Raw genomic sequence first — 17,507 nt, 5'->3', positions numbered from 1 at the left:
TTTCTCGTACCCCTCCCCCGACCGCGCAGGCGCGCTGTCGCTCCCGCAGTCACGCCGACCGACGCTCTAATCTGACGACATGTCAGACAAAGAGTCATATCCGTCACACATGTCGCACGCGTCACGCGAGCCGCACGAGTCGTACGAGCTGCTCGGCTTCGACAACATCCTCCTCCCCGTCGGCGATCTAGGTGAGGCCGTCTCCTTCTACGAGCGGGCCGGTTTCGACGTGGGGTTCCGGTTGGACGAGGCCGGGATCGCGGGGCTGAAGGTGGGCAAGGAGACGCCGGGGCTACTGCTGCGGGTGGAGGAGGAGCTGCGGCAGCGGCCGCCGGCGTGGGCGTCCGCGCGGGTGTGGCTGGAGGTACCCGACGCGCGGGCCGCCGCGCGGGCCCTCACGGCGGCCGGGGTGGCGCCGCTCGACGCGCCGTTCTCCGTCGCCACCGGGTGGACCGTCGAGTTCGCCGACCCCTGGGGGAACGTCATCGGGCTCACGGACTACAGCAAGCGGCCGGAGCTGGCCCGTACCGGATGATCTCCGTTCCGCAAGGGACACCCCCCGCTTGAACACGTTCAAAAACAGGGATACAGTCTCACCCAGAGCATTTGAACGTGTTCAGGAATCCCGGAAGGGGTGGGGGCATGGACCTCACGGTCGTCGCGTATGTCATCTATCTGCTGGTCGGCGTGGGGCTGACGGTGTGGGTGGCGCGGACGTTGAGCAAGAACGGGCGGATCTTTCTCGCGGATGTGCTGCGGGGGAACGAGCAGCTCGCGGACGCGGTGAACCACCTGCTCGTGGTCGGGTTCTATCTCGTGAACCTGGGCTTCGTGGCGCTGTATCTGAACGCGGACGGCGCCGTCAGCAGCCCGCGCGAGGTGTTCGAGGAGGTCGCGGCGAAGCTCGGTGTGGTGCTGCTCGTGCTCGGGGCGCTGCACCTGGGGAACGTGTTCGTGCTGAACAAGTTCCGGCGGCGGGGCGTCATGGAACGGGAGCAGCTGCCGCCGGTCCCGCCGCAGGGCTGGGTCGCTCCGGCGGGGCGGGTGTGACCACCACGGCCGGGGCGGCCACCGAGGACCGGGGCGCCGAGCGCGTCCCGGTCCTCGGGCTCACGGTGTTGTACGACGCCGGGTGCGGGCTGTGCGCCTTCCTGCGGCAGTGGCTGGGCCGGCAGCGGCAGTTGGTGCCGCTGGGGTTCGTGGCGGCGGGGTCCGAGGAGGCGCGGCGGCTGTTTCCCTCGCTCGACCACGGGGCGACGCTGGAGGAGATCACCATCGTGGGGGACGGCGGGCAGGTGTACCGGGGGTCCGCCGCCTGGATCGTGTGTCTGTGGGCGCTGCGTGAGCACCGCCCGCTCGCGCACCGGCTGAGCACCCCGGCGGGGGCCAGGCTCGCGCGCACCGCCGTACTCACCGCCGCGAAGTGGCGGGGCGCCCACCGGCAGCCCGGCTCGGGCTGCGGGAGCGGTGGGGCCGAGTTGACGGGATGGGCGTACGACCGGCGGTACGGGTGGGTGTACCGGCCTCCCGGCGGCTGCGACACCGGTACCTGCGCGACTCGTTAGGCTCTGCCCGTGGCCGCACTGAACGACAACCCCAGCCCAGAGCCCGGCGCCGACCTGCCCGACGCGGGGGCGGCCCGCCCCCGGGACGACGCGGAGCAGCCCGGGCCCAAGGGCACCGCCAAGTCCGAGCAGACCCGCGCGCTGATCCTTCAGACCGCGCTGCGGCTCTTCCAGGAGCGCGGGTACGACAAGACGACGATGCGGGCCATCGCCAAGGAGGCCGGGGTCTCCGTCGGGAACGCGTACTACTACTTCGCCGGCAAGGAACACCTGATCCAGGGGTTCTACGACCGGATCGGCGCCGAGCACCTCGCGGCGGTGCGGCCCGTGCTGGAGCGGGAGAAGGATCTGGAGGCGCGGATCGCCGGGGTGCTGAAGGCGTGGCTGGACGTGGCGGAGCCGTACCACGAGTTCGCGGCGCAGTTCTTCAAGAACGCGGCCGATCCGGAGAGCCCGCTCAGCCCCTTCTCCCCCGAGTCGGAGGGGCCGCGCGCGGAGTCCATCGCCATCCACCGCGAGATCCTCGCCGGGTCCAAGGCCAAGGTCCCCGAGGAACTCCGGGAGATCCTCCCGGAGTTGATGTGGCTCTCCCTGATGGGGCTCGTCCTGTACTGGGTCTTCGACCGCAGCGAGGGGCGCGCCCGCAGCTACCGGCTGGCCGAGCGCGGCGCCCGGCTGACGACCCGGGGGGTCTCGCTGGCCCGGTTCCGGGCCCTGCGCCCGCTGGTCCGCGAGGTGCACGAGCTGTTCACGGACTTCCTGCCGGGGATGACGAAGGTGCTGCCGGATCCGGGGGACAGGGGGCGGGCGGCGGAATGATCACTTTCGGGTGAACGGGATCGAACGGGACATCCCTCACCGCGCCTGCTTACCATGATGGTCTCGACACCAGCCCATGGGAGGCACCTGATGTCCGCAGCAGCTGTCGAGCGGTCGCACGAGGAGCGGGCGCTGATCGCCGAGGCGAACCACATCATGGAGAGCGTTCCGGGCCTCCGCGTCGAGATCATCGGAGACCAGATCCTCGTGAGCCCAGCACCGGACGGCCCTCACTCCGAGGCGCTGATGCTGTTCGCAGCCCCCTTCATGAGTCTGGGCCTCGTACGTGCGCTCCCCGGCATCGGTCTCTGGCTGCCCAGCGGCCCGGAGGACTACGCCATCCCCGATCTGTCGGTGGTCGACGACGACTACCGTGATCACCTGGTGGAGAACAGCTGCTACGACCCGATGTGCTTCCGCCTGGTCATGGAGGTCACCTCCAGCAACTGGAAGACGGACCTTCAGACCAAGGTCACGCACTACGCCAAAGCCCGCGTCCCCGTCTACGTGATCATCGACCGCAAGCACCAGCGCCTCCACGTGCTCACCGAGCCGGCGCGCGGAAGCTACGCGAAGCACGGCATCCACATCCCCGGGGAGCTGGTCACGCTCCCCGAGTCCGTGGGTGGCAAGGTCGTACTCGACGTCGAGCGTCTACTCAAGGCCGGTCTGTCGTGAGCTGGCCGACCACGTCCACCTCCCCCTCGGCCACCCCCGCCACCTCCACGTCGTACACCAGCGGCTCCTCCCCCACGGTCACCTGACGGGCGCGCGAGGCGGACATCGGTGCGGTCGTCGCCAGCAGATACGGCCCCGGGCCCGGTACCGCGACGATGTACGAGCCGTCCGCCAGTGAGGTCACCCGGTCGAGCTCCCGCCCACCCCGCGACAGCAGCGTCACCTCCGCGCCCTCGACCGCCTCGCCCTCCGCCGTGCGGACGAAACCGTGGATCACGGAAGCCGGACCGTGCCAGCCGACCGGCGGCGCGACCGCCGCAAGCTCCTCCCCCGGCTCCACCGCCAGATGCGGCAACCGCCGCTCCAGCCCGGCCGGCAGCCACCAGTTCGCCTTCCCCAGCAGATGCATCACGGCCGGGACGAGGGCCGTACGGAGGACGAACGCGTCCAGGGCGACCGCGGCGGCCAGGCCGATGCCGGCCATCGCGGCCTCCAGTTCCCCGCTCAGCACGAACGCGCCGAAGACACACATCATGATCAGGGCCGCGCAGTTGATGACCCGGCTGGTCTCGGCGAGACCGACGCGGACGGCGCGGGCGTTGTCCTTGGTGTGGACCCACTCCTCGTGCATCCGGCTGACCAGGAAGACCTGGTAGTCCATGGAGAGGCCGAAGAGGAGCGAGAGCATGATGACCGGGAGGAAGGCCGCGATCGGGCCCTCCTTGCCGATGCCGAGCAACTCCGTCCCCCAGCCCCACTGGAAGATCGCCACCAGCACACCGAAGGACGCGGCGGCGGCCACCAGGTTCATCACCGCGGCCGTCAGCGGCACGAGCAGCGAGCGGAAGGCGACCAGCAGGAGCAGGAAGCCCAGGGCGATGATCGTCGCGATGAAGTAGGGCAGGCGCTCCCCCGTCACCGAGGCGAAGTCCTTCGACACCGCCGTCACCCCGCCCACATGCGCTTCCAACCCCGACTCCGGGATGACGTCCTCGCGCAGCCGGTCGATGAGCCGGTCCGTCGCCTCCGCCTGCGGGGACGTCGTCGGGACCACCTGGATCACCGTGACACCGTTCGCGGGTGGTACGGCGGCCACCTGGGCGACGCCCCGCGTGGACGCGATGCGCGCGACCAGCGCGTCGGTGTCGGTGCCGTCCACGACCACCTGGAGGGGGCCGTTGAAGCCGGGGCCGAAGCCCTCCGCGAGGAGGTCGTAGGCCTCGCGGGTGGTCGTGGTGTCGCGGTGGTTGCCCTGGTCGGAGGTGCCGAGGCGGATCGACAGGACCGGGATCGCCAGGACCAGCATGACGACGAGGGCGAGGACGGCGGTGGAGCGCGGGCGGCGCTCGACGTAGGCCGACCAGCGCGCCGCGAGGCCGGTCGTCGACTCCGGTTCGGGGCCGGTGGCCGCGAGACGGCGGCGCTGGCGGCGGCTGAGGACGCGCGGGCCGAGGACGCCGAGGAGGGCCGGCAGCAGGGTGACGGCGGCCAGCACGCTGAGCACCACCGTCAGCGAGGTCGCGATGACGACGCCGTCGAGGAAGCGGAGGTTCATCACCAGCATCCCGGCCAGCGCGATACAGACCGTGCCGCCCGCGAACAGCACCGCGCGCCCGGAGGTGTTGAGCGCGGTGACGGCCGCCTCCTCCGGCTTCATGCCGCGCAGGATGCCGCGCCGGTGCCGGGTGACGATGAACAGGGCGTAGTCGATGCCCACGCCGAGGCCGATGAGGGAGCCGAGCAGCGGGGCCACGTCCGGGATGTTCGTGACATGGCTGAGCAGGGCCGTGGCCATCATGCCGGTGCCGACCCCGGCGACCGCCACGACGATCGGCAGCACCATCGCGAAGAGCGAACCGAACGCGAGGAAGAGGACGACGGCCGCCGCGAGAATGCCGACCGCCTCGGAGGTGCCCTGCGAGGCCTCCTGCGCCCGCGCGATCGCCTGCCCGCCCAACTCGACCTGGAGACCGTCCCGTTCGGCGCCCTGGGCGGTCTCGATGACGTCGTCGAGGAGCCCCTTCGGCACGGAGTTCGCCTGCTCGGTGAAGGTCACCTGGGCGTAGGCGATCGTCCCGTCCCGGCCGACCCCGGCGCCGCCGCCCGCCCGGTCCCCCTCGTCGTAGGGGCTGGTCACGTCCCCGACGCCCGCCATCCGGCCGATCTCCGCCAGCGCGGGCTCGATCCGGGAGCGTACGGAGTCGTCGTCCACCGACCCCTCGGCCACCTTCCACACCACCGTGTCGGTGTCGCCCGCGCGCTCCGGGAAGGCCCTGTCCATCAGGTCGTACGCGTGCTTGGAGTCCGTGTCGGGGAGGGAGAAGACATTCGCGTAGTCCGTGCCCGCGCTCGTGCCGGCGAAGCCGACGCCGAACACGGTCCCCACCCACAGCAACAGGACCACCAGCCGGTGCCCGTAGCACCACCGTGCCAAGGTCGCCACGATCAACTCTCCTTGTCCTACGGTTCGTTCACGGATCGGTCGGTCCCCCAGGTCCTGGGATCACCTTTGACCGCGGCACGTGGACGGCGACATGGCCGGGCCATGACTCTCAAGGAACTCCAAGGCGGGATCGGCTGCCCCCGGACAACCCCGCGCGGATACTGAGGACATGACCGCAACCGAGGGCACGACAGCGGGCGACGGCACGACCACCGGCCGCGCGGGCGCCACCGTGCTCGTCGTCGAGGACGAGCCGAGCATCGCGGACGTCCTCACCATCGCCCTGCGCTACCACCGCTTCGAGGTGATGACGGCCGGTACGGTCCGCGAGGCGCTCGCGCTCGCCGAGCGCACCCGGCCCGACGCGGCCCTGCTGGACGTGATGCTCCCGGACGGCGACGGCCGCGCCCTGGGCCGCGAACTGCGCGCCCGGCGGCCGGAGTTGGCGGTGGTCTTCCTGACCGCCCGGGACGCGCCCGCCGAGATCGTGGGCGCCCTCGGCTTCGGCGACGACTACATCACCAAGCCGTTCGACATCGAGGTGGTCGTCGCCCGCCTCACCGCCGTGCTGCGCCGCACCCGGCGCGCCGACGTCCTCCCGCAGCGCCCGCCGCTGCGCTACGGCGACCTGGAGCTGGACGAGACGACGTACTCGGTGCGCCGGGCGGGCCGCACGGTGGAGCTGACGCCCACCGAGTACGCGCTGCTGCGGTTCCTGGTGCGCAACGGCGGCCGGATCGTGCCCAAGGACCAACTGCTGCGCCACGTATGGCAGTACGAGCACGCGCCGGCCGAGTCGACCGTCGTCGAGACCTACATCAGCTATCTGCGGCGCAAGCTGGACGCGCTCGGCCCGCCGGTGATCACCACACGCCGGGGTGTCGGATACGGGCTGGCATGAGGCGTCCGCGTCGGCTCGTGGCACGGCGTCCGCGTCGTTTCGTGGCGCGGCCTCTCCGCAAGGGCGGCCTGTACTCGCTGCGCGCCAAGCTCACGCTCGCGAACGTCGTGCTGCTCGCCGTGGGCGTGGTCGCGGCGACGGCGTTCAGCGCGATGGGCATGCGGCTGTATCTGCTCGACAGCGTCGACCGGGAGCTGATGTCGACCCGTGACTCGATCGGGGCCGCGCGGATCAGCATGGAGCAGATCGACGCGCTGAGCGCGCTGGTCGCCCTCAGCAACCGGGCCTCCGGCGGGCACGGTGCCGAGAGCGCCGACTCCCTCGTCCAGGGCGCCGTCTTCACCGCGCTCGACGACCGGGGCGAGCCGCTGACCATCGCCGGTTTCCCGCCGACCGACAGCCAGCGGGACCTCGCGGCGGCGGTGGGCGACCCGGCCGCCATGGTCACGGACGACGAGCCGTACGACGTGGACGTGGCGGGCTCCCCGCATCGCGTCACCGCGGCCCGGATGGACGACGGGACGACCGTCCTGCTCGCCACCTCGACCGAGTCGCTCCACCAGGTCATCGCCAGGGCCCTCAAGCTGGACTTCGCGGTGGGCGGGCTGCTCCTCGCGACGCTCGCCTGTCTGACCCTGTTCAGTGTGCGCCGCCGGATGCGTCCGCTGGAGGACATGGTCGAGACGTCGTCGGCGATCGCCGAGGGCGACCTCACCCGCCGTGTCCCCTCCAGCAGCGAGGCCACCCTGGAGGTCGAGCAGCTAAGGCTCGCCCTCAACTCCATGCTCCAGCAGGTCGAGACGGCCTACCGGACTCGTGAACTCAGCGCCGCCCAGCTGCGCCGCTTCGTCGGCGACGCCTCCCACGAGTTGCGTACGCCGCTGTCCGCGATCCGCGGCTACCTCCAGCTCTACGGCAAGGGCATGCTCACCGACCCCGGCGAGCGCCGGCGCGCCTGGGACCGGATGAACAACGAGGTCGACCGGATGGGCCATCTCGTCGACGAACTCCTCACCCTCGCCCGTCTCGACCAGCGCCCCGAACTCCGCCTCAGGAACGTCGACCTCACCCGTCTGGCCCGCGACGCCGCCGCCGACCTCCGCGCCCAGCAGCCCGAGCGGCCGGTCACGGTCCACGCCGACGGCACCCTCCTGGTCCGGGCCGACGAGTCGGGTCTCCGTCAGGTCCTGGGCAACCTGGTGAGCAACGTCCGTACCCACACCCCGGCGGACGTGCCGGTCCGCATCGGGGTCGAACGGGAGGACGGCGTCGTACGGCTGTACGTGTCGGACGGGGGTCCGGGCCTGTGCGAGGAGGACGCGGCCCGGGTCTTCGACCGGTTCTTCCGGGCGGGCGGCGGTGCCGGCAGCGGTCTGGGCATGGCGATCGTGCAGGGCGTGGTGGAGGCCCACGCGGGCGAGGTCACGGTGACCACGGCCCCCGGCGATGGCCTGAAAGTGACGGTCACCCTGGGGGCGTCCCCACCAGCGCCCAGACCGTCTTGCCGTGCCGTCCCCGGCTCCACACCCCCCAGGCCGCCGCGAGATGCTCCACCAGCCGCAGCCCCCGGCCCGTCTCCGCCCACTCCCCCACCTCTCTGAGCCGGGGTGCGGCCATCCCCTCGTCCGAGACCTCGATGAAACAGGACCCGTCCGCCAGCGCGGTCACCGCGACCTCGAACTCCCGCTCCAGCAGAGGGCCGTGGCGTACGACGTTGGTGGCCAGCTCGGAGACGACGAGCACGATGTCCTCCAGGGCCGGGGAGTCCTCGCCGTGCCCCCAGTCGACCAGATGTTCCCGTACGCGACGGCGGGCGAGCCCCACGGACGCCGGATGGCGGGGCAGCCGGAAGGAGTTGCGTCTCACCACGTTCGCTCCTCACCCCGATCACATCCCCGACACAGAAGATGCGGGGGGTGAGCGCGTCCTGTCACTCCCGCGAACGTCCGGCCCGCGAGTTCGCGTCAGCTGTCACGCGGCGTCTGTCATATCCAGGGCCGGACGCGCCGCCGCGATCCCCGTCAGATCCATTCCAGCCGCCACAGCCGGAAGACCCCGGTCCCGTCGGACAGATACTGGGCCCCGCCGACGTCCTCGCTGCTGAGCACGTAGTCCTTGCGCTGCCAGAGCGGGATCATCGGCACGTCCTGGGCCACGAGGTCCTGCAGCTCCTTGAAGTCCGCCACGGCCCGGCCGCGGTCCTCGTAGCGCCGGCTGTCCCTGATGAGCCGGTCGGCCTGCGCGTTGCCGTAGGCGTTGTTCAGGGGGCCGCCGGTGCCGACGAGGGGCCCGCCGAAGGTGTCGGGGTCGGGGTAGTCGGCGACCCAGCCCACCCCGTACGCGTCCAGCTTGCCCTCGGCGTACCGCTGTTGGAAGGCGGTCCACTCGTACGCCTTGGTCGTCACGTAGAACAGCCCGCTCGCCTCCAGCTGTTCCTTCAGCTCGGCGGCCTCGGCGGCGGACGAGCCCCGGCCCTCGGCGTAGCCGTAGGTGAAGCGCACGGGCATGGAGACGCCGGCCTCGTCGAGGAGCCGGCGGGCGCGCTGCGGGTCGGGCTTGGGGTTGGCGTCGAAGAACGAGGTGGTGTGGCCCGTGATGCCGGCCGGGATGAGCGAGTAGAGCGGGTCGGTGGTGCCCCGGTAGACGTCGGCGACCAGCTTCTCGCGGTTGATCAGCGCGGCCAGCGCCTGCCGTACCCGGCGGTCCTGGAAGGGCGAGTTCACCCGCACGTTGAGGACGAGGTTGCGGGTCTCGGTGCTGTCGACCTCGGTGACCCGCTGGTCGGGGTCGCTGGGCGACAGCGCGGCGAGCGTGGCGGGCGGCAGGGTGCGGGTGACGACGTCGATCCGCCGCGCCTGCCACGCCTTCCGCAGCGCCGCCGAGTCCTTGTAGTAGCGCATGAGGACAGGGTTGCCGAGGTTGCGGACGGCGCCCCGGTAGCCGCTGTTCGGGGTCAGCCGGGCCTGTCCGGCCGTGTACGAGGCCAGGGTGTAGGGCCCGCTGCCGTCGGCGCCGCCGTCCGTGCGCAGCCCGTTCACCGGGTACTTCGTGCGGTCGACGATCGCGCCGGCGCCGGTGGCCACCTTGAACGGGAAGGTGGCGTCCGGCGAGGAGAGGCGGAAGTCGACGGACAGCCCGTCCGCGGTCACCGACTGGAGCGTGTCGAACAGCGCGGCGGGGCCGGTGTCCGCGTCGATGCGCTTGACCCGGTCGAAGGAGTACTTGACGTCCTTGCCGGTGACCTCGCGTCCGCTGGGGAACGTCAGGCCCGGGCGCAGGGTGCAGCGGTAGACGGTGAGGGCGTTGCCGGCGAACTCGCAGCTCCGCGCGGCGTCCGGCACCGGGGTGGCGCCGCCCGGCTCGAAGGTCAGCAGGGACTGGAACACATTGCTGAACAGGGCCCAGGAGCCCGTGTCGTAGGCGCCGGCCGGGTCGAGCGAGGTGACCGGGTCGGTCGTGCCGACGGTGATCGTGCGGCCCTCGTCCCGCTGGGCCGGCAGCAGCTGCCAGCCGCCGATCGCCGCGATCGCCAGCACCAGCAGCGACGCGAGAATCCGTAAGCGAACCGACCGCACCGGCGCCCCTCCCAAGGATTCCCACCCGGCCCACTACGCACAGTGGTTCCTCGGTGGCGCGGATCACCTAACCACAGTCGCCTGTGTTGACGGAAGGCAGGTTTTGTTGAGTTGAGAAAGAACTTAGTAAGCGCACCGCGCATATGTGACCGAAGGGCCCCCGCGGTCGCCGCAGGAGCCCTTCTGACGGCCTGTCACGCCTGCTTCGACGCCAGCTCCACCACGGTGATGTCCGAGGGCGCCCCGACCCGCACCGGCGGGCCCCAGGCGCCCGCGCCACGGGTGACGTAGAGCTGGGTGTCGCCGTAGCGCTCCAGGCCCGCGAGGGTGGGGTTGGCGGCCTGGGCGACATAGGTCATGGGCCACATCTGGCCACCGTGGGTGTGCCCGGAGAGCTGGAGGTCGACGCCGTGCTCGACGGCGTCGTGGATCTGCACGGGCTGATGCGCCATCAGCACCACGGCCCGCGAGGTGTCCCGGTCGCCGAGCGCCTTGGCGAAGTCGGGGCCCTGGCCCTCGTCCTCGCCCGCGATGTCGTTCACCCCGGCGAGATCGAGATACGGCAGCTCGCGGCGGGCGTTCTCCAGCGGGGTCAGGCCCAGCCGCCGCACCTCCTCGACCCACTGCTCGGCGCCGGAGATGTACTCGTGGTTGCCGGTGACGAAGAAGCTGCCGTGTCTCGCCTTCAGACCGGCGAGCGGTGCCGCCACCGGACCGAGGTCCGCCACGTCGCCGTCGACCAGGTCACCGACCACCGTGATCAGGTCGGGCTGCGTCGAGTTGATCGTGTCGACGACCTTCTGGGCGAAGCCCCGGCCCAGCATCGGCGAGAGGTGGATGTCGCTGACCACGGCGATCCGGAAACCGTGGGCCGCGCGCGGGAGTCTGGCCAGCGGCACGGTGACCCGCTTGAGCTTCGGGCCGCGTACGACGCCGTAGGTGCCGTAGCCGACGGTGCCGACGGCCGCGGCGGCGACGGCCCCGCCGACGACCCGGGAGACGAAGAGCCGGCGGGAGGGGTCGAGCGGGGACGCGGGGGCGGCCGGGGCGGTGGAGGCGGGCGGGGCCGGGGGCTCCGTCCCGGCGGGCGCGGCGGGCGCCGCCGGCTGTCCGGCACCGGTGGCCCCGGCGGTCCCGGCGGCCTCGGCGGGCGGGCCGCCCGCCGGGACCGGCTGCGGCTCGGGCTCGCGCACCACGGGCTCCTGGTCCGGCTCCGGCGCGGACGCCGGGGCGCGCCGCGCCACCAGACGGAGCACGAGGGGCCGTACGAGCTCTCCCACCAGCAGGGCCAGCAGCAGATACAGCGCGAGGGCGAGCCACATGAAGCCCGGCCAGGTGAGCGTCTGCTGGAGCCAGAAGGGGGCGTGGGCGCGCTCGGCCGCGAAGCCGCCGACCATCAGCAGCGGCCCGGCGATGAACACCACCGTTCCCACGCGTCTGGCGAGACCCGGCCCTCGTGTCGTGTCGCGCACCAGGCGGCGCCACGCGTACCAGTGCAGCGCCCCGAAGGCGCTCAGCACCAGCAGGGCGACGAGGACGAGGACAGCGGTCATCACGTCGTACTCCCGGTCACACGATCCTGGCGAAGGGCGCGCACGCCGCGCAACCCGATGACCCCGATGCCCGTCCCAAGAGCAAAGGAGACGACGGCGAGCGTCAGATGCACCCAGAAGTACGCCGTCGGATCACCCGCGTCGTCGAACGCGAGCCCGCTGCCGTCCTTCCACAGGTTTTTGATGAAAGTGGTCCAGATGACCCAGCTCCACACCCCGAAGGCGAGCAGGAACCAGGAGAGGGGGCGGCTGAGCTTCATGCGTTCAGTATCGCCGTCGGCCGCGTGGTCCTCGCGCCGGGGTGCGAGCGGGGGCGCGAGCAGAAGAGGGAAAGCCACGGTGTGCTCCGGTGGGATTTACCGGTCGGAGCCATGTACTTTCTCGATCGTGCCCGCCTCCAAGAAGACCGCCAGGCGCCCCCTGCTGGTCACCTCAGCCACCCTGCTGTCCCTGTCCCTGACATCGCTGTCGGCGCTGTCGGCCGCCCCGGCCTTCGCGGCGAAGCCGTCGCCCAGTCCGAGCACCTCGCCCTCCGCGACTCCCCCGGCGGACATGTCGACCGTCGGCGGCGAACTGCTGGGCGAGCCCGGCACCCAGGCCAGCCTCGGCAGCGACGCGCCCGTCCTGCCCAAGGGCATCAGCGCCCGCTCCTGGATCGTCGCCGACGCCGAGTCGGGCGAGGTGCTCGCCGCGCACAACGCGCACTGGCGGCTGGCCCCCGCGAGCACGCTGAAGATGCTGTTCGCGGACACGCTGCTGCCGAAGTTCAACAGGGACGACGAGCACAAGGTCGTGCCCGCCGATCTGGCGGGCGTCGGCTCGGGCTCCAGCATGGTCGGCATAAAGGAGGACGAGACGTACACCGTCCACGACCTGTGGCTCGGTGTCTTCCTTCGCTCCGGCAATGACGCGGTACACGTCCTGTCGGCCATGAACGGCGGGGTGAAGCAGACCGTCGCGGACATGAACGCGCACGCCGAGGAGCTCCAGGCCCTCGACACGAACGCGGTCAGCCCCGACGGGTACGACGCCAAGGGGCAGGTGTCCTCCGCCTACGACCTGACATTGATCGCCAGGTCGGGGCTGCAGAAGAAGGACTTCCGGGAGTACTGCTCCACCGTGCGGGCGAAATTCCCCGGCGAGACGAAGAAGGGCAAGAACGGCAAGAAGAGCCGCTCGTCCTTCGAGATCCAGAACACCAACCGGCTGCTCACCGGGGACAGCGGCCTCGACTCCTACCAGGGCATCGCGGGTGTGAAGAACGGCAACACCACGAACGCGGGCGCCACGTTCACCGGGGTCGCCGAGCGCGACGGCCGGGTCCTCCTGGTCACCGTCATGCATCCGGAGAAGCAGGAGCACAACCAGGTCTACAAGGAGACCGCGAGCCTCCTCGACTGGGGGTTCAAGGCGGCGGGCAAGGTGACGCCGGTGGGTGAGCTGGTGCCGCCCAAGGGCGCGGACACCTCCGGTGGGGGTGCCGACGAGCCGAGCGCGCAGCCGGGGGCCACGGCGTCCGCGTCGGCCTCCGGCGGGGCGGGCGGGAAGTCCGTCGCCGCGGGGGCCTCCGGCGGGGGTGGCGGGGTGGGGGTTGCCCTGGGGGTCATGGGGGGCGTGTTGGCGCTGGTGGCCGGGGCGGTGTTCCTGGTGAACCGGAAGTGGCCTCTGCGGGGGAAGAAGTAGGGCGGTCCGGGGAGGGGGTGCCTGGTCGGTGTCCGATGCGGGGCGCGGGTCTCGTCGTGGCTTGTCGCGCCGTTCCTCGCGCCCCTCAGTCGTCCGGGGTCTCCTTGGTGCCCTCCGCCGTCCAGGACGCGCAGTACAGCAGGAGCTTGGTGGTGAAGTTGATCCAGAGGAGGAGGGCGATGGGGACGCCGAAGGCTCCGTACATGCTCTTGGCGGCGATGCCCTGCATGTAGCCGCTGAGGAGGAGCTTGAGGAGTTCGAAGCCGATGGCTCCTATGAGGGCGGCGACGATCAGGCGGCGGCGGGGCGGCTGGACGCCGGGCAGCAGGGTGAGGACGTAGAGGAGCAGCAGGAAGTCGGCCAGGACGGCGACGGCGAACGCGGCGACGCGCAGCAGGATGCCGCCCCAGCCGTCGCGGTCGATGCCGAGCTGGTCGGCGAAGCGGCCGACGGCCCACGAGGCGGAGGTGGAGGCGGCCAGCGAGACGAGGACCGCGCCGCCGAGGCCGACCAGGACGCCCGTGTCCTTGGCCTTGGCGAGGAAGAAGTTCTCGTCGGGGTCCTCCTTCTCCCAGACCGCGCGCAGACAGCCGCGCATCTCGCTCACCCAGCCGATGCCGGTGAACAGCAGCAGCGCGCCGGCGATGATCCCGATCGTTCCGGCGTTGTCGACGAGGCCCGCGATGTCGAGCTGGTCGGAGATGCCGGGCACCTGCTCGGCGAGCCGGTCCTCCAGGTCCCGCTGTCCGTCCTTGCCCAGGGTGGCCGCGGTGATCGCGGCGGCCACGGTGAGCAGCGGGAACAGCGTCAGGAAGCTGATGAAGGTCATCGCCGCGGCCAGCCGGGTCCACGTCACCCGCTCCAGCCGCTCGTACGACCGCCACGCGTGCGTGGTCATCAGGTGCTCCACCAGGGGACCGATCCCGGGGAGCTTTTTCAGCCAGTCCATGATCCGAACTCTGCCCCACTCGTCGACGACCGATACACCGACGGCCGATACGCCGGCAGCCGGTACACCGATACCGGATACCCCCGGACCGGCCCGGGACCCGCTCCCCGGCGGTCGTGCGTCTCGACCGTCATACCTGTCGGCGCCCCGGCCGCGCTGTCACCAGTCCGCCACGGCTGCCGCGTACATCGTCATCCACGCCGCCACGACGAGGGTGAGGGGGCGGTCGTGCAGGACGACGTCCTCGGGCTCGCCCGCCGTGCCCCGGTCGGCGAAGACGGCGTAGCGCAGGACCCCCAGGACGAAGGCGACCATGGAGAGTTGACGCCAGGGCAGGACGCCGGTGCTCGGCACCCCGCCCTCCTCCAGGGCCCAGAGGCAGTAGCCGAGGACGGCGACCCCGGCGGCCAGCTGCCAGACGAAGCGCAGGTATCCGGCCGTGTACTCGGTGAGCAGCGCCCGGGTCGCGCCGGGCCGGTCGGCCATCTGGACGGCCTCGGAGTAGCGCTTGGCCGCGACCATGAACAGCGCGCCGAACCCGGTGGTGATCAGGAACCAGCGCGACAGCGGGATGCCCAGGGCGAGCCCGCCGATCATCGCCCGCATCAGGAACCCGGTGGTGACGACCGCCAGATCGACGACCAGGACGTGCTTGAGGCTGACGCAGTAGGCGAGTTGGAGCCCGAGGTAGGCGATCAGCAGCGCGGGGACGTACGGCGGGCAGAGCCAGGCGGCGGCCACCGGCGCGAGCACGGCCAGGACGCCGCCGACGCCGTACGCGACGGGTACGGGGACCTGTCCGGCGGCGACCGGGCGGTGGCGCTTGACCGGGTGCGCGCGGTCCGCCTCGGCGTCCCGGGCGTCGTTGACGAGGTACACGGCGGCGGAGCAGGCCGTGAAGAGGGCGAAGACGAGCGGGAGTTGGGTGAGGGCGCGGGGCGTGAGCAACTGCCCGGCGGCGGCGGGCGCGGCGACCACCAGAAGGTTCTTGATCCACTGGCGGGGGCGCGCGGCCCGGAGGAGGCCGCGGGCGAGACCGGCCTTCGGGGGCACCTGCCAGGGGAAGGCCCGGCGCTCCAGGACCACCGTGCGCTCAGCCACGACCGTTCACCACCCAGCGTGCGCCGAGCCGCGCCGTGAGCGCGCCGAGGGCCACGCCCGCCGCCACGTCCGACGGGTAGTGCACACCGGCCACCAGCCGGGAGAGGCACATCGCGGCGGCGAGCGGGGCGACCACGGGGAGCAGCAGCGGGGCGCCCAGAGCCCCGTGGGCCACGACGGCGACCGCCGCCGCGGCCGAACTCGCGTGCGAGCTGGGGAAGGAGTGCCGTCCGGCGGTGCGGACGAGGGGCGCGAGAGGGGCGAAGGGCGCGCGGGGCGCGGGAGGTGTGACGAGCGCGCGGGACGCGAGGGGTGCGGCGTGCGCGGGGCGGGGACGCCGTACGACCCGTTTGACGCCCATGCTGGCCAGGTGCGCCCCGGCGGTCAGGGCCGTGCCGCGCAGCCACACCCCGCGCCGCTCCCGGTCGACGGCGGCCCCGGCCAGCCCCGCCGCGAGCCACAGCAGACCGTGCTCCCCCACCCAGGACAGCCCCCGCGCGGCGGTCGCCACGCGTGGGTCGGCGGCACGGGAGTGGAGCACGGAGAGCAACCGCCGGTCCAGACCGCGCACACCGTCGACGACGTCACCTTCATCCATGCCACGTCACTCTTCTAGGCGGCCGTCCGAGAACTGCGGCAATCTTGAACGACATCCCCTTAATCACCCTTCGATCGCCCACGGCTCACCCATTTCGGTGAGGCGGCAGAGCGGCCGGACCGAAGCGCCCGGCTCCTCCGCATACGCGGCGATACGGTCGCGGTCATGCCAGCCGACGCCGTCCCCGCCCCTCCGGCTCCCGCGCGCCCCGCCCCCGGCCGGCCGGTCCCGGTCACCGGCTGGGGCCGCACCGCCCCGACCACCGCCCGGCTGCTCCGCCCGCGTACCTACGACGAGGCAGCGGAAGCCGTACGGGCGTGCGGGGCGCGCGGCGGGATCGCCCGGGGGCTCGGGCGGGCGTACGGGGACGCGGCGCAGAACGCGGGCGGGACCGTCCTCGACATGACGGGTCTCGACCGGATCCACGCCATCGACGCGGACGGCGGCACCGTCCTGTGCGACGCGGGGGTCTCGCTGCACCGGCTGATGGAGGTGCTGCTGCCCCTCGGCTGGTTCGTGCCGGTGACGCCCGGGACCCGGCAGGTGACCGTGGGCGGCGCCATCGCGGCCGACATCCACGGCAAGAACCACCATGTCTCCGGGTCGTTCGCCCGGCACGTCCTGTCCCTGGACCTGCTGACGGCCGACGGCGCGATCCGCACGGTGGTCCCCGGCACCCCGCTCTTCGACGCCACGGCCGGCGGCATGGGCCTGACCGGCGTCGTCCTCACCGCGACCGTCCGGCTCCTGCCCGTCGAGACGTCCTGGATGTCCGTCGACACCGAACGCGCCCGCGACCTCGACGACCTCCTCGCCCGCCTCACGGCCACCGACCACCACTACCGTTACTCCGTCGCCTGGATCGACCTCCTCGCCAGGGGCGCGTCGACCGGCCGCGCGGTGCTGACCCGAGGCGACCACGCGCCCCTGGAGGCGCCGCGCGGCCCCCTCGGACGGCCACTGGAGTTCCGCACCCCACGGCTTCCGGCCGCCCCCGCGCACCTCCCGGACGGGCTCCTCGGCCGCACGGGCGTACGCCTCTTCAACGAGCTGTGGTACCGCCGCGCGCCCCGTGCCCGCACCGGCGAACTCCAGCGGATCCCCGCGTTCTTCCACCCCCTCGACGGCGTCCCGCACTGGAACCGGATCTACGGCCGCTCCGGCTTCGTCCAGTACCAGTTCGTCGTCGGACACGGCCACGAGGAGGCCCTGCGCCGGATCGTGCAGCGGATCTCGGCGCGCCGCTGCCCCTCCTTCCTCGCCGTCCTGAAGCGGTTCGGCGAGGGCGATCCCGGCTGGCTGTCCTTCCCGATGCCCGGCTGGACCCTCGCCCTGGACATCCCGGCGGGTCTGCCCGGCCTCGGCGCCTTCCTGGACACGCTGGACGAGGAGGTCGCGTCCGCCGCCGGCCGCGTCTACCTGGCGAAGGACTCCCGGATGCACCCCGAACTGCTGGCCGCGATGTACCCCCGCCTGCCCGAATTCCGCGCGCTGCGCCGGGAGTTGGACCCGGGCGGGGTCTTCGTGTCGGACCTGGCCCGCCGTCTCGGCCTATGACGGCCCCCGGCGCCCGCGGCGGCCGGAGCAAGACCACCGGACACACCGGACACACCGCAAACCCCTGTCCCCACACCCAGGAGCT

16 protein-coding genes and 1 pseudogene are annotated in these 17,507 nt (G+C 72.1%); 9 read left to right on the top strand and 8 right to left on the bottom strand.

What is annotated here, in order from left to right:
- Positions 1 to 109 precede the first annotated feature (109 nt).
- The 5 genes from J8M51_RS39000 (at position 110) to J8M51_RS38980 (ending at position 3,062) form a co-directional block, all read left to right on the top strand.
- Positions 110 to 535 carry a VOC family protein gene (locus J8M51_RS39000; RefSeq protein ID WP_086762768.1) on the top strand — a complete coding sequence of 142 codons (426 nt, stop codon included), beginning with the start codon at positions 110 to 112 and terminating at the stop codon, positions 533 to 535.
- A gap of 107 nt (positions 536 to 642) precedes the next feature.
- Positions 643 to 1,050 (top strand): hypothetical protein, encoded by a 408-nt coding sequence (locus J8M51_RS38995; protein ID WP_086762766.1) that lies wholly within the window; start codon positions 643 to 645, stop codon positions 1,048 to 1,050.
- Positions 1,047 to 1,565: a thiol-disulfide oxidoreductase DCC family protein gene (locus tag J8M51_RS38990; RefSeq protein WP_267299885.1), complete on the top strand. Its 519-nt coding sequence runs from the start codon at positions 1,047 to 1,049 to the stop codon at positions 1,563 to 1,565. Before J8M51_RS38995 ends, J8M51_RS38990 begins: the two co-directional genes overlap by 4 nt.
- An 18-nt stretch (positions 1,566 to 1,583) precedes the next feature.
- A complete protein-coding gene (locus J8M51_RS38985) occupies positions 1,584 to 2,384 on the top strand; it encodes a TetR family transcriptional regulator (RefSeq protein ID WP_398857801.1) in 801 nt (266 codons plus the stop codon).
- Between the two features lie 90 nt (positions 2,385 to 2,474).
- Complete coding sequence (locus J8M51_RS38980; RefSeq protein ID WP_267299884.1) at positions 2,475 to 3,062, top strand: Uma2 family endonuclease; 588 nt, start codon at positions 2,475 to 2,477, stop codon at positions 3,060 to 3,062.
- Here the strand turns inward: J8M51_RS38980 and J8M51_RS38975 are convergent.
- Positions 3,043 to 5,496: an MMPL family transporter gene (locus tag J8M51_RS38975; protein ID WP_267299913.1), complete on the bottom strand. Its 2,454-nt coding sequence runs from the start codon at positions 5,494 to 5,496 to the stop codon at positions 3,043 to 3,045. The two genes, J8M51_RS38980 and J8M51_RS38975, sit on opposite strands and share 20 nt — an antisense overlap.
- Positions 5,497 to 5,737: 241 nt before the next feature.
- Between J8M51_RS38975 and J8M51_RS38970 the strand changes: the two genes are divergently transcribed.
- Both J8M51_RS38970 and J8M51_RS38965 read left to right on the top strand, forming a co-directional pair.
- Positions 5,738 to 6,406 carry a response regulator transcription factor gene (locus tag J8M51_RS38970; RefSeq protein WP_179203454.1) on the top strand — a complete coding sequence of 223 codons (669 nt, stop codon included), beginning with the start codon at positions 5,738 to 5,740 and terminating at the stop codon, positions 6,404 to 6,406.
- 41 nt (positions 6,407 to 6,447) lie between these two features.
- Positions 6,448 to 7,884: pseudogene (locus tag J8M51_RS38965) on the top strand (ATP-binding protein); the annotation flags it as partial.
- Here J8M51_RS38965 and J8M51_RS38960 read toward each other — a convergent pair.
- The 4 genes from J8M51_RS38960 to J8M51_RS38945 all read right to left on the bottom strand — a co-directional run bounded on the left by J8M51_RS38960 (position 7,871) and on the right by J8M51_RS38945 (position 11,794).
- On the bottom strand, positions 7,871 to 8,275 hold the full coding sequence (locus J8M51_RS38960; RefSeq protein ID WP_086762743.1) for an ATP-binding protein: 405 nt from the start codon (positions 8,273 to 8,275) through the stop codon (positions 7,871 to 7,873). The pseudogene J8M51_RS38965 and the gene J8M51_RS38960 overlap by 14 nt on opposite strands.
- 152 nt (positions 8,276 to 8,427) lie before the next feature.
- Positions 8,428 to 9,981: an ABC transporter substrate-binding protein gene (locus J8M51_RS38955; protein ID WP_086762741.1), complete on the bottom strand. Its 1,554-nt coding sequence runs from the start codon at positions 9,979 to 9,981 to the stop codon at positions 8,428 to 8,430.
- A 194-nt stretch (positions 9,982 to 10,175) separates the two neighbouring features.
- Positions 10,176 to 11,534 carry a metallophosphoesterase gene (locus J8M51_RS38950; protein ID WP_267299883.1) on the bottom strand — a complete coding sequence of 453 codons (1,359 nt, stop codon included), beginning with the start codon at positions 11,532 to 11,534 and terminating at the stop codon, positions 10,176 to 10,178.
- A complete protein-coding gene (locus J8M51_RS38945; protein ID WP_086763997.1) occupies positions 11,534 to 11,794 on the bottom strand; it encodes an SCO4848 family membrane protein in 261 nt (86 codons plus the stop codon). The genes J8M51_RS38950 and J8M51_RS38945 overlap by 1 nt, the downstream gene beginning before the upstream one ends.
- Before the next feature lie 127 nt (positions 11,795 to 11,921).
- On the opposite strand from J8M51_RS38945, the gene J8M51_RS38940 reads away from it, so the two are divergent.
- Entirely contained in the window at positions 11,922 to 13,217 is a 1,296-nt protein-coding gene (locus J8M51_RS38940) for a D-alanyl-D-alanine carboxypeptidase family protein (protein WP_398857750.1), read from the top strand.
- A gap of 85 nt (positions 13,218 to 13,302) precedes the next feature.
- Here the strand turns inward: J8M51_RS38940 and J8M51_RS38935 are convergent, their stop codons facing one another.
- From J8M51_RS38935 to J8M51_RS38925, 3 genes are all read right to left on the bottom strand, one after another.
- Positions 13,303 to 14,166 carry a YihY/virulence factor BrkB family protein gene (locus tag J8M51_RS38935; RefSeq protein WP_086763003.1) on the bottom strand — a complete coding sequence of 288 codons (864 nt, stop codon included), beginning with the start codon at positions 14,164 to 14,166 and terminating at the stop codon, positions 13,303 to 13,305.
- Positions 14,167 to 14,325: 159 nt separating this feature from the next.
- Complete coding sequence (locus J8M51_RS38930) at positions 14,326 to 15,267, bottom strand: decaprenyl-phosphate phosphoribosyltransferase (RefSeq protein WP_086763001.1); 942 nt, start codon at positions 15,265 to 15,267, stop codon at positions 14,326 to 14,328.
- On the bottom strand, positions 15,260 to 15,865 hold the full coding sequence (locus J8M51_RS38925; RefSeq protein ID WP_086762999.1) for a phosphatase PAP2 family protein: 606 nt from the start codon (positions 15,863 to 15,865) through the stop codon (positions 15,260 to 15,262). Before J8M51_RS38925 ends, J8M51_RS38930 begins: the two co-directional genes overlap by 8 nt.
- A gap of 165 nt (positions 15,866 to 16,030) precedes the next feature.
- Here J8M51_RS38925 and J8M51_RS38920 point away from each other — a divergent pair, with 165 nt between their 5' ends.
- Positions 16,031 to 17,422, top strand: a complete 1,392-nt coding sequence (locus J8M51_RS38920) for an FAD-binding oxidoreductase (RefSeq protein WP_267299881.1) — start codon at positions 16,031 to 16,033, stop codon at positions 17,420 to 17,422.
- The last annotated feature ends 85 nt before the right edge of the window (positions 17,423 to 17,507 follow it).

It is taken from the genome of Streptomyces griseiscabiei (assembly GCF_020010925.1).
GTDB lineage: Bacteria > Actinomycetota > Actinomycetes > Streptomycetales > Streptomycetaceae > Streptomyces > Streptomyces griseiscabiei.
The sequence above is the reverse complement of the archived record's forward strand: the minus strand, read 5'-3'. Positions and strand labels throughout refer to the sequence as shown.